The sequence below is a fragment of the Micromonospora sp. NPDC005171 genome (assembly GCF_040608575.1).
Classification (GTDB): Bacteria; Actinomycetota; Actinomycetes; order Mycobacteriales; family Micromonosporaceae; genus Micromonospora.
Genome location: NZ_JBEXIM010000017.1, coordinates 49,041 through 62,886, shown reverse-complemented (window position 1 = coordinate 62,886; position 13,846 = coordinate 49,041). Strand labels below are relative to the sequence as shown.

General features: G+C 72.2%; 12 protein-coding genes and 1 pseudogene. 11 read left to right on the top strand and 2 right to left on the bottom strand.

Translation table 11 applies throughout. The annotated features are described in order from the left end of the window. The first annotated feature begins 53 nt into the window (after window positions 1-53). Window positions 54-1,370 carry a DUF2252 domain-containing protein gene (locus ABZU74_RS20755; protein WP_355426184.1) on the top strand — a complete coding sequence of 439 codons (1,317 nt, stop codon included), beginning with the start codon at window positions 54-56 and terminating at the stop codon, window positions 1,368-1,370. A 16-nt stretch (window positions 1,371-1,386) separates the two neighbouring features. Here the strand turns inward: ABZU74_RS20755 and ABZU74_RS20750 are convergent, their stop codons facing one another. Beyond that, window positions 1,387-2,433, bottom strand: a complete 1,047-nt coding sequence (locus tag ABZU74_RS20750; RefSeq protein ID WP_355426181.1) for a glucose 1-dehydrogenase — start codon at window positions 2,431-2,433, stop codon at window positions 1,387-1,389. A 105-nt stretch (window positions 2,434-2,538) separates the two neighbouring features. Here ABZU74_RS20750 and ABZU74_RS20745 point away from each other — a divergent pair. Together ABZU74_RS20745 and ABZU74_RS20740 are read left to right on the top strand one after the other, a co-directional pair. Next, window positions 2,539-3,120: pseudogene (locus ABZU74_RS20745) on the top strand (NADH-quinone oxidoreductase subunit C); the annotation flags it as partial. Window positions 3,121-3,482: 362 nt separating this feature from the next. Beyond that, window positions 3,483-4,445, top strand: a complete 963-nt coding sequence (locus ABZU74_RS20740; protein WP_355426178.1) for a complex I subunit 1 family protein — start codon at window positions 3,483-3,485, stop codon at window positions 4,443-4,445. Between the two features lie 191 nt (window positions 4,446-4,636). Here the strand turns inward: ABZU74_RS20740 and ABZU74_RS20735 are convergent, their stop codons facing one another. After that, on the bottom strand, window positions 4,637-5,656 hold the full coding sequence (locus ABZU74_RS20735) for a glutathione S-transferase C-terminal domain-containing protein (protein ID WP_355426176.1): 1,020 nt from the start codon (window positions 5,654-5,656) through the stop codon (window positions 4,637-4,639). Window positions 5,657-5,737: 81 nt separating this feature from the next. Here ABZU74_RS20735 and ABZU74_RS20730 point away from each other — a divergent pair, with 81 nt between their 5' ends. From ABZU74_RS20730 to htpX, 8 genes are all read left to right on the top strand, one after another. After that, complete coding sequence (locus ABZU74_RS20730; protein WP_355426173.1) at window positions 5,738-6,166, top strand: ester cyclase; 429 nt, start codon at window positions 5,738-5,740, stop codon at window positions 6,164-6,166. Between the two features lie 94 nt (window positions 6,167-6,260). Beyond that, entirely contained in the window at window positions 6,261-6,866 is a 606-nt protein-coding gene (locus ABZU74_RS20725; RefSeq protein ID WP_355426170.1) for an NADH-quinone oxidoreductase subunit I, read from the top strand. Window positions 6,867-6,891: 25 nt separating this feature from the next. Further along, entirely contained in the window at window positions 6,892-7,452 is a 561-nt protein-coding gene (locus tag ABZU74_RS20720) for an NADH-quinone oxidoreductase subunit J (protein WP_355426167.1), read from the top strand. After that, the gene (gene nuoK / locus ABZU74_RS20715) at window positions 7,449-7,811 is read left to right on the top strand and encodes an NADH-quinone oxidoreductase subunit NuoK (protein WP_355426164.1); all 363 of its coding nucleotides are present in this window, start codon (window positions 7,449-7,451) and stop codon (window positions 7,809-7,811) included. Before ABZU74_RS20720 ends, nuoK begins: the two co-directional genes overlap by 4 nt. Continuing rightward, window positions 7,808-9,739 carry an NADH-quinone oxidoreductase subunit L gene (locus ABZU74_RS20710; protein WP_355426162.1) on the top strand — a complete coding sequence of 644 codons (1,932 nt, stop codon included), beginning with the start codon at window positions 7,808-7,810 and terminating at the stop codon, window positions 9,737-9,739. The genes nuoK and ABZU74_RS20710 overlap by 4 nt, the downstream gene beginning before the upstream one ends. A gap of 55 nt (window positions 9,740-9,794) precedes the next feature. Further along, the gene (locus ABZU74_RS20705) at window positions 9,795-11,303 is read left to right on the top strand and encodes an NADH-quinone oxidoreductase subunit M (RefSeq protein ID WP_355426159.1); all 1,509 of its coding nucleotides are present in this window, start codon (window positions 9,795-9,797) and stop codon (window positions 11,301-11,303) included. After that, on the top strand, window positions 11,300-12,790 hold the full coding sequence (locus ABZU74_RS20700; RefSeq protein WP_355426156.1) for an NADH-quinone oxidoreductase subunit N: 1,491 nt from the start codon (window positions 11,300-11,302) through the stop codon (window positions 12,788-12,790). The genes ABZU74_RS20705 and ABZU74_RS20700 overlap by 4 nt, the downstream gene beginning before the upstream one ends. A gap of 113 nt (window positions 12,791-12,903) precedes the next feature. Then, window positions 12,904-13,779: a zinc metalloprotease HtpX gene (gene htpX / locus ABZU74_RS20695; RefSeq protein ID WP_112700485.1), complete on the top strand. Its 876-nt coding sequence runs from the start codon at window positions 12,904-12,906 to the stop codon at window positions 13,777-13,779. The last annotated feature ends 67 nt before the right edge of the window (window positions 13,780-13,846 follow it).

The window sequence follows — 13,846 nt, the reverse complement described above, 5'->3', positions numbered from 1 at the left end:
TGGATGGTCGGTTCGCCACCCCGTTCTGGACCGGCCGCACTAGCCTGCGCACTATGAGCAGCTCAGAGGACCAACGGTCCACGCACATCGTCGACGTGCTCACCGAGGAGTTCGGCGCGTCGATGGCGATCGACCCGGCCGCCTTCCGCCGCAAGTTCCGCAAGATGGCGGCTTCCCCGTTCGCCTTCTACCGGGGCAGCGCCGCGCTGTTCTACGCGGACCAGCGCGGCGACTTCGCCGACGACCGGTTCTCAGACGAGCGGACCAGCCGGGTGTGGATCCACGGTGACCTGCACGCGGAGAACTTCGGCACCTACATGAACGCCTCCGGGCAGCTGGTGTTCAACGTCAACGACTTCGACGAGGCGTACGTCGGGCCGTTCACCTGGGACCTGCGCCGGCTCGCGGCCAGCGTGGCGCTGCTCGGCTACGGCAAGGCGCTCTCCGACGCGGCGATCGGGGAACTGGTGGCCGGGTTCGCCCGGTCATACCTGACCGAGCTGCGGGCCATCGCCGCCGGCGGCGACGACGCGATCGGTTCGATCACCCTGGACAACGCCGACGGGGTGCTGCGCCGGGTGCTCCAACGGGCCCGGCTCAACACCCGCGTCGACCTGCTGGCCGCGCAGACCACAATCGACAACTACGAGCGACGCTTCTCCATCGGCGACGGGGTCTTCGAGATCGACGACGACACCCGGGGCCTGGTCAGCGCCGCCTTCCAGGACTACCTGGGCACCCTGCCCGTCGCCTCGACGCAGCTGCGCCCGGTGGCGGCGCGGATCAAGGACGTGGTGCTGCGCAAGGGGGTGGGCATCGGCTCGGCCGGGCTGCCGTCGTACAACCTGCTGCTGGAGGGGCACACCCAGGCACTGGAGAACGACGTCGTCATCTACATGAAGCAGGCGCAGGTGCCGGCCGTGGCGCGGTACGTCACCGACGAGACGGTCCGCGGCTACTTCCAGCACCAGGGGCACCGGACCGCCGAGTCGCAGCGGGCGTTGCAGGCGCACGCCGACCCGTGGTTGGGCTTCACCGAGCTGAACGGGGCCGGGCAGCTCGTCGCCGAGGTCTCCCCGTACGCCGCCGACCTGGACTGGTCGGACGTGAACGAGCCGGAGGAGCTGACCGGCGTTCTCGTCGACCTTGGTCGGGCGGTGGCCCGGATGCACTCGGTCGCCGACGACGAATCCAGTCACGACCTGGTGGACTACTCCACCGAGGAGGCGATCGTCGCGGCGGTGGATTCCGACGAGGCGGGCTTCGTCACCCACCTGGTGGACTTCGCCCACGCGTACGGGGTGCGCGCCCGCCAGGACCATCAGCTCTTCGTCGACCTGTTCCGCAACGGTCGGCTGCCGGGCATCTGATCGGGGGTGGCGTCGCTCACGACGCGAACTCCAGCACCACCTTGATGTCGTCCGGCCCGGGGGTGTACGCGTCGGCGTACCGGTTCACCGGCACCCGCCGGGTGATCAGCGATTCGAGCCAGACCTGGTCGGCGCGGGCGAGCGCCTGCGCCGCCATGTTCCAGTGCCGCCGGTTGGCGTTCACCGAGCCGAACACCACGTTGTTCTCCAGCACCAGGGCCCGGTTGAGGGCCCCGGCGTCGAAGTCGATGCTCCGGCCACCGCTGGACACCCCGGCCAGGCAGACGATCCCGGTCGGAGCCGCCTTGCACATGACGTCGAGGACCACAGTGGGAGCGCCGGTACACTCGATCACCACGTCCGGCTCGAAGGGCAGGTCGTTGACCGGCACCGTGTGGTAGGTGGCGCCGAGCCCGGCGACCAGCTCCGGCTTCGGCCCTTCGGTGTTCCGGTCAAGCACGTGGACGGTGAGCCCGCGCTGGGTGCCGAGCAACGCGGCCAGCAGCCCGATCGGCCCGGCGCCGGTCACCAGGACGGTCTGCGGCTGCCACTCGGCCCGGTGCCCGATCCGTTCGATGTGGTCCCACGCCTTCGCCACCACGCTTGTCGGCTCCAGCAGCACGCCGACCTGGGCCAGCGACGGATCGAGTGCGACCGCGAACCGTGGCTCGACCCGCCAGCGGTCCCTGGCGAACCCGGCCAGTGCCTTGATGCCGTGTTCGGTGTACCGACCGTTGCGGCACATGTCCCACTCGCCGACAGCGCAGTTCGGGCAGGGCACCGGGTCGGGATACCTGACGATCCCGGCCACCAGGTCACCGGGTTGCAGGGTGCCACTCGAATCCTCGATCACCCGGCCCAGTGACTCGTGCCCGATGACCAGGCGGTCGGCGCCCGGCGGCGCCTCGCCGTACTCCCCGGCGATGATCTCGTGGTCGGTGCCGCAGATTCCCACCGCCAACGCCTCGACGAGGACAGAGCCCTCCTCGGCAGCCGGCTCGGGCTGATCCTCGACGAGGTTCAGCGAGTTGGCGACCCCAGGTCTCACCGTCACAGCGCGCACGCCCTCATCTTTCCCCGCCGGAGCGTGCGCCGCGCCCAAAGCCGCCAGATCGCCGGGCATCGGCGGCGGCCAGGCGCGGGCTCGGCCGGCACTAGGATCAGCGGCATGACTCCCGAAGAGGTCGGCGCTCGACTGGTCGCGCTGCTCGCGCCGGTTGAGGCGACCCCGTCGGTCGCCGGCGGGCAACGGTTCGCCCGGGCCACCGTCGACGTGCCGCCCGCGAGTTGGCTGACCGCGCTCACCGCCGCCCGTGACGACACCGAGCTGGCCTGCGACTTCTTCGACTGGCTCTCCGCCGTCGACGAGTTGGCCGAGGGCTTCGACGTGGTGGCGCACCTCTGGTCGACGCGACTGCGCCACGGCCTGCTGCTGCGTACCCGGTTGCCGCGCGGCGCGCCCACTGTCGCCTCGGTGGTCGACGTCTACCCCGGGGCCGCCTGGCACGAGCGGGAGACGCACGAGATGTTCGGCATCGACTTCGCCGGGCACGGGGAGTTGCTGCCGCTGCTGCTTCCCCCGGAGTTCGAGGGCCATCCGCTGCGTAAGGAGTTCGTGCTCGCCTCCCGTGTGGCGAAGCCCTGGCCGGGTGCGAAGGAACCGGGCGAGTCCGAGGCCGGCGGCGGGCGTCGACCGATCCGCCCGCCGGGCGTTCCCGCTCCGGGCGAGTGGGGCCCCACGCCCACCCCGGCCGGCGCCGGTGGGGTGGGGGAGGGCCCGCGCGGCGGCACCCCGGCCAGACCGGCCGGTGAGCGTCCGGCCCGGCCCGCCCCGGGGGCCCGTCCGACGCGTACACCACGGCCTGCCGGCACCGCCGACGGCCCGACCCCCGCCGACCAGCCCGCGCCCGGCGCCGGCCCGGCCGCCGAGGCCGTGCCCGGCGCTGGCCAGGCCAAGGAGGCCGCCCCCGGTGCGGGTCCGGCCGCCGAGTCTGCGCCCGGCGCGGCCGCATCGGACAACCCTGGTGAGGGCTCGGCCGCATCGGGCGGCGAGCCGATCGCGGAGCCGCCGGGCCGCGCTGGCCGGAGCGACCACGACGGGGGTACGGCCTGATGCCGCTCTGGGTGGAGCTGGTGCTCCGGATCGGCGGCGTGGTGGTCGCGTTCCTCACCCTGCCGTTGCTTGTCGGCCAGGCCGAACACAAGGTGATGGCGCACATGCAGGGCCGGCTCGGCCCGATGTACGCGGGTGGCTTCCACGGTTGGGCGCAGCTGGTGGCCGACGGGGTCAAGTTCGTGCAGAAGGAGGACATCACGCCGCGCGAGGCGGACCGGGCGGTGTTCCGGCTGGCCCCGGCGGTGGCCCTGGTGCCCTACCTGCTGGTGCTGCTGGTCATTCCGCTCGGTCCGAACGACCTGGTCGGGCAACCGTTGGACATCGGCCTCTTCTTCGTGCTGGCCGTGGTCGGCGTCGGGGTGGTGGCGGTGCTGATGTCGGCATGGGCGTCGGCCAACAAGTACAGCCTGCTGGGCGGGCTGCGCGGGGCGGCCCAGTTGCTCGGTTACGAGCTGCCGCTGGTGCTGGCCGCCGCGTCGGTGGCGATGGCGGCCGGCACGCTCAGCCTGTCCGGCATCGTGGAGGCGTGGCAGCCGTGGTGGCTGCTCTGGCAGGCACCCGCGATGATCATTTTCTTCGTCGCCGGGCTGGCCGAGATCCGTCGGCCACCGTTCGACATGCCGGTGGCCGACTCGGAGTTGGTCTTCGGCTACATGACCGAATACACAGGTCTGCGGTTCGCGTTCTTCCTCCTCGCCGAGTACGTCGGCATCGTGGTGATCGCCGCGCTGACCACTGTGTTGTTCCTGGGCGGCTGGCAGGGCCCGTTCGCCGACGACCAGTTGGGCTGGCTCTGGACGCTGCTCAAGATCTTCGCGGTGTCTTTCGTGATCATCTGGCTCCGGGTGTCCTACCCCCGGCTACGCGAGGACCAGTTGCAACGCCTCTGCTGGCTGGTGCTGGTCCCCGCGTCCCTGGCCCAGTTGGTCCTAACGGCCGCCGTCCGCGTCGCCCTGTAGAACCCCGCCGCGCCCCGCGCCCGTCGCGGCGCCGCCGCGGTGGTGCCAGCGCCAAGATCGTGCTCGAACGTGGATGTAGTGGCATCCCCGCGCTCGCAGGCCACTATTTCCTTGTTCGAGCACGATCTTGCGGAGCGGGCGGCACACGGCGCGCCGCGCCGCGCCGCGCCGCGCGGCGGGTAAGTCTCCGGTCAGCGCAGCGGGGTGTGTTCCGGGTCTACCGGCTCGGCGGGCGGCGGGGGTGGGGTGCCGTCGCCGAAGGGGCGGCCACCGAGCGCTTCCCGACCGTGCGGGGTGAGCCAGTTGGACAGGTCGGGGCCGAGCGGAACGATCCCGGTCGGGTTGATGTCCCGGTGCACCTCGTAGTAATGCCGCTTGATGTGGTCGAAGTCGATGGTGTCGCCGAACCCGGGGGTCTGGAACAGGTCCCGGGCGTACGCCCACAGCACCGGCATCTCGCTCAGCTTCTGCCGGTTGCACTTGAAGTGGCCGTGGTAGACCGGGTCGAAGCGGACCAGCGTGGTGAACAGTCGCACGTCGGCCTCGGTGATGGTGTCGCCGACCAGGTAGCGCTGGTCGGTCAACCGCTCGGTGAGCCAGTCGAGCCGGTCGAAGAGCTGGTGGTACGCCTTGTCGTACGCCTCCTTGCTGCCTGCGAAACCGCACCGGTAGACGCCGTTGTTGACGTCCCGGAACACCATGGCGTTGACCTCGTCGATCTGCTCCCGCAGGTGCTCGGGGTAGAGCTGCGGGGCGCCCTCGCGGTGGTATGCCCGCCACTGCGTGGACAGGTCAAGGCTCATCTGCGCGTAGTCGTTGGTCACCACCTGCCCGGTCGGCACGTCCACGATCGCCGGCACGGTGATGCCGCGCTCGTAGCCGGGGAAGCGCTTGAAGTACGCCTCCTGGATGCGCTCGATGCCGAGCACCGGGTCCCGGCCGTCCGGGTCGAGGTCGAAGGTCCAGCTCCGGGCGTCGTGGGTCGGGCCGGCCACCGCCATCGAGATGGCGTCCTCGAGACCGAGCAACCGCCGCACGATGATCAGTCGGTTGGCCCACGGGCAGGCCCGGCTGACCGCCAGCCGGTACCGGCCCGGCTCGACCGGGTATCCGTCCCGCCCGTCCTCGGTGATCCGGGTGGCGATGTACCGCTGGTCGCGGGTGAACTCGCCGCCCGGCTCGACGTACTTGCCGCCTTTTTCCTCGCCCACGTCGCCCTCCCGGTCTGGTCAGTGTCTCTACCCAATCCTCGCGGATCTACGGCGCACAGTGGTCCCGGATACTCTGCCGGCATGACGGATGTGGAGGCGGCGGCCCGGCGGTTCATCGCCGATGTGTGGAATGCCCGCCAGGAGGAGTCGGCGTACGAGCTGGTCGCCGAGGAGTGCCCGGGGCTGGGCGGCACCGGGCCGGAGGCGACGTTGGCCTGGCACCGTGAGCGTCGGGCGGCCTTCCCGGACCTCCGCTACAAGATCGTCGACGTGGTCGCGGCCGGTGAGCGGGTGGCGGTGCACTGGCGGGCCGCCGGCACCCATGTCGGGCAGTTCGGGCCGGTGCCGCCGACCGGGCAGGTGGTCAGCTACTCGGGGGCGACGTTCCTGCGTTTCGACGCGGCGGGCCGGATCGTCGAGGTGTGGAGCTGCAACGAGCTGTTCCAGTTGTTGCAACAACTCGGCGTCGAGATGCTCCCCCCGGCCGTCGTCGGCGGACCCGGGGCGTGATCCGGTCGATCCGCAGGTGATCGTGCTCCTCGGGTAAGCCCTCGGGTCGTCGACCTGTGGGTGGTGGTCGCGCGCGCCGGGGCCACAGGGCAGGATGGTCGACATGAGCGACCCCAGCGAGCGCGGTGCCACCGGCGAACGCGGCCTTCCCGGCGCGGGCCTGGTGAAGGGGCTGGCGGTCACCCTCAAGACGATGACCAGCCGGTCGACCACCCAGCAGTACCCGGACGTGGCCCCTGACCTGCCGCCCCGCTCGCGCGGCGTCATCGCCCTGTCCGAGGAGAACTGCACTGTCTGCATGCTCTGCGCCCGCGAGTGTCCGGACTGGTGCATCTACATCGACTCGCACAAGGAGGAGGTGGCGGTGCCCGGCGCCGCCCGCCCCCGTCAGCGCAACGTGCTCGACAAGTTCGACATCGACTTCTCGCTCTGCATGTACTGCGGCATCTGCATCGAGGTCTGCCCGTTCGATGCGCTCTACTGGTCACCGGAGTTCGAGTACGCCGAGTACGACATCAAGGACCTGCTGCACGACAAGGACCACCTCGGTCAGTGGATGGCCACCGTTCCGCCGCCGCCCGCGCACGACCCGAACGGCGAGCCGGCCAAGGAGGAGACGTCCGCCGCGCGTAAGGCTGCCGCCGCGCGTCCCGCTCCGCCTGCGGTACGCCCCGACGCCGACCAGGACCCGGCGTCGTGACCGCCCGAGCGGGAAGGGCGGCCCGGTGACCGGGGCGGATGTGCTGCTGCTCGCCCTCGGCGCGGTGGCGGTCGGTGCCGGCGTGTTGGTGGTGACCACGAAACACCTGGTCCGGGCCGGGCTGTACCTGGTGGTGTGCCTGGGCGCGTTGGCTGGTGACTTCCTGGTGCTCAGCGCCGAGCTGGTGGCCTGGGTGCAGGTGCTGATCTACGTGGGCGCGGTGGTGGTCCTGCTGCTGTTCGCGGTGATGCTGACCCGGGCTCCGATCGGCGCCTCCGACGACCTGGACCGGCCCGGCTGGCCGGCCGCACTGATCGGTGGCGGTGCCGGGCTGGGGTTGACCGCCCTGCTGGTCGACGCGTACCGCTGGAGCACCGTCACGCTGCCCCGCGCCGGCACCGCCGAGCGGTTGGGTGAGCAGATCTTCCAATCCTGGGTGCTGCCGTTCGAGGTGCTCTCGGTGCTGCTGCTCTCCGCCCTGGTGGGCGCGATCGTGCTGTCCCGGCCGGACATCGGCCGAGCCGCCCCGCACGGCGACGGCCGGGCAGCTGACCTGGTAGACAGCGAGCCCGGGGGGCGCCGGTGAGGCCGGTCATCCCGTACGTCACCGCCGCGCTGCTGTTCGGCCTCGGCGTGTTCGGCGTACTGCGCCGCCGCAACGCGGTGCTGGTGCTGATGTCGGTCGAGTTGATGCTCAACGCGGTCAACCTGATCCTGGTCACCGCGGACACCACCGCCCGCGCGGTGCTTCCGCACTCGGGGCAGGTCTTCGCCCTGTTCGTCATCGTCCTCGCCGCCGCCGAGATCGGGGTGGGGCTGGCGATCGTCCTTCAGCTCTACCGCCTGCGGGCGACGGTCGCCGTGGACGACGTGCCGCTGACCGAGTCGCCGGATCCCGTCGGCGGGCGCGAGCCGGCCACCCTGGACTCGGAGGCGGGCCGGTGACCGGGCTGTTCGGGGCGCTGCTGCCCGCCGTACCCCTGGTCGCCGGGCTGCTCGGCCTGCTGCTGCCACCGGCCCCTCGGCGCGACGGCGCGACCGGCGGCGACCGGGCCCGGACGGCCGCCGTGACGCTCGGCGTCACCGGCGCGGCCGGTGCGTTGGCGCTGGCCGTCGCGCTGCTGCTCACTGTCGACGGGCCGACGGAGACGTCGAGCACCTGGGTCGACTTCGGCGGGTTGGTGGTGACCCTCGGCGTACGGCTGGACGGCGCCGCCGCGCTGGTGGCGGTGGCGGTCACCGCTGTCGCCCTGGCCGTGCAGGTCTACTCGATCGGCTACCTGCGGCGCGGTCCCCACGACGACGTCGACGTGGACCACCGCTACCCCCCGTACGCCGCCCAGATCAGCCTCTTCACCGGGGCGATGCTGCTGGTGGTGGTCGCCGGTGACCTGATCATGCTGTTGGTCGGCTGGGAGGTGATGGGCCTCTGCTCGTACCTCCTGATCGCCCACGACCGCCGACTTGCCGGCGCCCCCGCCGCAGCCATGAAGGCGTTCCTGGTGACCCGGGTCGGTGACGTCGGGTTCCTGCTCGGCATCGCGCTGCTGGGCGTGTCGACGGGCAGCTTCCGGATCGCCGACGTGCTCGCCCACGACCACTCCCACGCCACGTTGACCGCCGCCGGCCTGCTGCTGCTCGCCGGCGTGGCAGGCAAGAGCGCGCAGTTCCCGCTGCACACCTGGCTGCCGGACGCGATGGCCGGCCCGACCCCGATCTCCGCGCTGATCCACGCCGCGACGATGGTCGCCGCCGGGGTGTACGCGGTGGCCCGGCTCTACCCGCTGTTCACCGCCGCGCCGGTGACGTTGACCGTGCTGGGGGTGCTCGGCGCGATCACGTTGCTGCTCGGCGCGCTCGCCGCCACCGCCCAGGACGACATCAAGCGCGTGCTGGCCTGGTCGACGGTGTCCCAGTTGGGCTATATGACCGGCGCGCTGGCGGTCGGCTCACCGTCGGCGGCGCTGTTCCACCTGCTCACCCACGCCGCCTTCAAGGCGCTGCTGTTCCTCGCCGCCGGCGCGGTGATCCACGCCGTGGGCAGCACACTGATGTCGGAAATGGGCGGGCTGCGGCGCAGCATGCCTGTGACGTTCTGGTGCACGGTGGTGGGGCTGGGCGCGCTGGCCGGGGTGCCGCCGTTGGCCGGTTTCTGGAGCAAGGACGGCGTGCTGACGGTCGCCGAGTCGGCCGCGTTGGAGGGCACCGGCCCGGCCCCGTCCTGGGTGGGCTGGATCGTCTGGATCGCCGGGCTGATCGGTGTGGCGGTCACCGCCTGGTACGCGGGTCGGCTGCTGCTGCGCGCCTTCTTCGGCACTCCGCGCCTGCCGCTGGTCCGGCCACACGACCCGCCGGCGGTGCTGCGCTGGCCGGTGTTGCTGCTGGCCGTGCCGGCCGCGCTGCTCGGTCTGGCCGGGTTCGTCGGGGCGTTCGCCGACCGCCTGCGGTTCCCCACCGTCCCGGTGGCGGGCTCCGAGGACGGCCTGGTCCACCTGGGGCCGGGCACGCTGCTGCCGCTGGCGTTCCTGCTGCTCGGCGCCGCGCTGGTCACGCTGGGCTGGCGGCGCGACACGGCCGCCGACCCGGCCGTCGCGCTGGGTCCGCTGCGGCCGGTCTTCGCCCGCGCGTTCCGGCTCGACGACGTCCAGCACACCGTTGTGGTACGCCCCGTCCGTGCGCTGGCCCGCGCCACGCGCCTCGGTGACGAGGTGGTGGTGGACGGCGCGGTCGAGGGCAGCGGGCGAGCCGCGTCCGGTCTGGGCGGGGGGCTGGCCGCGCTGCACCGTGCGGCGCTGCCCCGCGCCGCCGCCGGCGTACTGGCCGGCGCGCTGCTGGTCGGCCTGGCCGCCGCCGTGTTTGGAGTGGTCCAGTGAGCGCGAGGAGTGAGCCGGGTTTGCGAGCCCCGCAGTCGCGAACGAAGGCGGACCGATGACGTTCGGGCAGGGGTTGCTGGTCGCGGTGCTGGCGGTGCCGGCGTTGGGTGCGGTAGCGGTGGCGGCGACACCACGGGACCGGGCGGCCCGGTTGGTTGGCACGATCGCGGCGGCGTTGACCCTGCTGGCCGCGGTGCCGCTGGTGTTCGGCGGTCGAGGCTGGGTCGCCTGGTCGGCCGGCGCCCCGGCGGTGCGCCCGTGGCACCAGCTGGATCTGCCCTGGGTGCCCGGTCTGGAGCTGCGCTTCCACCTCGGTGTGGACGGCATCTCCTGGCCGCTGGTGGTGTTGACCGCGCTGCTCACGCTGCTCTGCTGCGCGTACACGATGTGGCGGGTGCCGGGCGGCGGCAGCGGCCGGGCGCTTGTCGCGTTGCTGTTGGTGGTCGAGGTCGGCATCCTGGGCACCTTCCTGGCCCTGGACCTGGTGCTGTTCTTCCTCTTCTTCGAGGTCGTCCTGCTGCCGATGTACGCGATCATCGCCGGCTGGGGCGGCGCGGACCGGCGTCGGGCGGCCCGGAAGTTCGCGCTCTACACGCTCTTCGGCTCGGTGCTGCTGCTGGTCGGCGTGTACGTGGTGGTCGCCGCCGCCGGCACCGCCGACCTGGTGACGCTCACCGGTGGCGCGGGGATGTCCCGGGGCACCCAGTTGGCCGCGTTCACACTGCTCGCGTTGGCGTTCGCGGTGAAGAGCCCGCTGTGGCCGTTGCACTCCTGGCTGCCCGACGCGCACACCCAGGCGCCCACGGTGGGCAGTGTCGTGTTGGCCGGTGTGCTGCTCAAGATGGGCACGTACGGCCTGATCCGGGTCGCGGTGGGGGTTGCGCCGGAGGGTGCCCGCTGGGCGGCGCCGGTGCTCGGCGTGCTGGCCGTCGCCGCCATCCTGATCGGTTCGCTGGTCTGCCTGGCCCAGTCGGAGGTGAAGCGGCTGATCGCGTACTCCAGCGTGGGGCACATGGGCTTCGTGCTGCTCGGCGTCGCCACGCTGACCGCCACCGGCATCCAGGCGGCGTTGATCGGCAACGTCGCGCACGGCGTGATCACCGGCCTGCTGTTCTTCCTGGCCGGAGCGGTGAAGGACCGTACCGGCACGGGCACCCTCGCCGAGCTGTCCGGGTTGCGGGAGACCGCGCCCCGGTTGGCCGGCCTGTTGGCGTTCGCGGCGATCGCGTCGCTGGGCCTGCCCGGGTTGGCCGGCTTCTGGGGCGAGGCGTTCGCGGTGATCGCCGCACTGCAGGTGGGCGGCCCGCTCTGGACCACCCTCGGGGTGCTGGCGGCGGTCGGTGGCGCGCTCACCGCCGCGTACTTCCTGCGGTTGTTGCGCCAGGTCACCCACAACCGGCCGAGCCCCGCCGTCGGGCAGCTCGGCCCCGGGCTGGCCGGTGCGGAGCTGACCGCCTGGGTGCCGCTCGTGTTGCTCGCGTTGGCCATCGGGCTGGCGCCGACGCTGGTCCTCGGCGTCGCCGAGGCCCCCGTCGACGCCCTGATCGGGGTGGTCAAACCATGAACGTCGTGCAGAGCGTGGACAGCGTCGCGCTGCTGCCGGCCTACCTGGCCGCCGGCACGGCCGTGCTCGTACTCCTCACCGATCTGATCGTGGCCCGGCCACGGGCCACCATCGCGGTGGCCGCGCTGGGCGCGCTCGGCACCGCCGTCGGCTCCGCGCTGGTCGGGGCGGGCGCCGAGCGGCGGACGTTCTGCGTGGGCGCCGGCTGCTCCTGGATCTTCGGTGGCCGCGCGGCCCTGGTCGGGGTGGTGGTCGCGCTGCTCACAGTGGGCGTGCTCGGGCTGTCGCTGCCGGCGCTGCGGGCCGGACGGTCACCGGTCGGGGAGTACGCCTTCCTGCTGGCCTGCTCGATGACCGGCGGTGTGGTGCTCGGCGCCGCCGGCGACCTGATCACGTTGATCGTCGCCCTGGAGACGCTGACCCTGCCGCTGTACGTGCTGGTCGGCCTGCGCCGGGGGAGCCTGGCGAGTGCCGAGGCGGCGTTGACCTTCTTCGTGGTCAGCGTGGTGGCGACCACGCTGACCCTGCTCGGCGCGGCGCTGTTGTACGCGGTGACCGGTGGGCTGCACCTGGACCGGCTCGGCGCGTTGCTCGCCGAGCAACCGGAGCTGCGGGACCTGCCGTTGACCACCGCCGCGGTGGCGGTGCTGCTGGTCGGGTTGGCGTTCAAGGTGGCGGCGGTGCCGTTCCACGCCTGGGCGCCGGCCACCTACGACGGCGCGCCACTGCCGGTGGCCGCGTACCTGTCCACCGCGTCGAAGCTGGGCGGCCTGGTCGCCCTGCTCGCCGTGGTGCAGCGGGCGCTGCCGGCGGACCAGACAGGTCCGGTGCTCGCCGTGCTCGCCGTGCTCACCATGACCGTCGGCAACCTGGTCGCCCTGCGTCAGCGGCGGACCGTCCGGCTGCTCGCCTGGTCGTCCGTCGCGCAGGCCGGGTACATCCTCGCCCCGCTGGGAGCGTTGGCGCTGGCCGCCGGGCGCACGGACGAGGCACGGTCCGCCGCGTACGCGGCCGCCGTGGCGTACGCCGTCTTCTTCGTGGTGTTGGAGCTGGCCGCGTTCGCCGGGGTGACGGCCCTGCGGCCGGCCGGTGCCGACGGCGGCACGCTTGACGACCTGCGCGGGGCAGCCCGGCGGCATCCGTGGCGGGCTGCGGCGTTCGGTCTCGCGCTGGTGGGTCTGGCTGGCCTGCCGCCGGGGTTGGCGGGCCTGTTCGCGAAGGTGACGGTGGTCCGGGCCCTGCTGGACGGTGGTGCGGCCTGGCTGGCGCTTGTGGTGGCGCTGAACGCCGTGATCGGCCTCGCCTACTACCTGCGGGTGACCGCCGCGCTCTGGGCGTCGCCGCCGCCCCTCGCCGTTCTGGATGGCGGCGGCGCTGCGGGCGTACCCGTGGTGGGTGTGGTGGCGGTGGTGCTGGCGGTGGCGACGGTGGCCGCCGTGGTGCTCGGGTTCGCCCCGCAGCTGGTGCTCGACGTGGCCGGCCGCTGACCGACCCCACGCCGGTCTCAGTCAACTCTCAGCGTTGAGACGGATGGTTGACGGGTACCGGGTTGTTACACCGGTCAGCGGATCCCGGCGATCCGTGCACCGAAGGAGACATCGTGCACCACAACCGTCTGAAGACCGCAGCGCTGCTTGGCCTGCTCAGCGCCCTGATCCTGGCGGTGGGCTACTGGTTCGGCGGCAGCGGCGGCCTGGTCATCGCCGTCCTCGTGTCTCTGGTCATGAACGGCGTCACCTACTTCTACTCCGACAAACTCGCACTGCGCTCGATGGGGGCGCAACCGGTCACCGAGGCACAGTTCCCCGAGCTGTACCGGATGGTGCGGGAGTTGGCCACCGACGCCCGGCAGCCGATGCCGCGGCTCTATGTCAGCCCGACCTCGCAGCCCAATGCGTTCGCCACCGGTCGCAACCCGCAACACGCGGCCGTGTGCGTGACCCAGGGCATCACCGAGATCCTCGACTACCGCGAGCTGCGCGGCGTGATCGGGCACGAGTTGTCCCACGTCTACAACCGGGACATTCTGATCTCCAGCGTGGCGGCCGGCCTGGCCAGCATCATCACACTGCTGGCGAACCTCGCGTTCTTCATTCCGCTGGGTGGCGGGGACGACGAGGACCGACCCAACCCGGCGGTGCTGCTGCTCACCCTGATCCTGGGCCCGATCGCGGCCACGGTGATCCAGTTGGCGATCAGCCGGAGCCGCGAGTTCCAGGCGGACGCCTCGGGCGCCGAGCTGAGCCGCGATCCGCTGGCGCTGGCCAGCGCGCTGCGCAAGATCGATGCAGTGGCTCGACGTCGGCCGTTGCCGGCCCAGGGCCAGCTCACCAGCACCGCCCACCTCATGATCGCCAACCCGTTCCGGGGCGGCGGCATGGCCGCGCTCTTCTCCACTCACCCGAAGATGGAGGACCGCGTCGCCCGGCTGGAGCAGATGGCCCGCAACTCGGGGCCGGTGCAGTTCCAGCGCTGATCCACTGATCCACTGATCCACTGATCCACCGCCTCCGCCCGTAGCCGGCCGCGCCGGGTACGGGCGG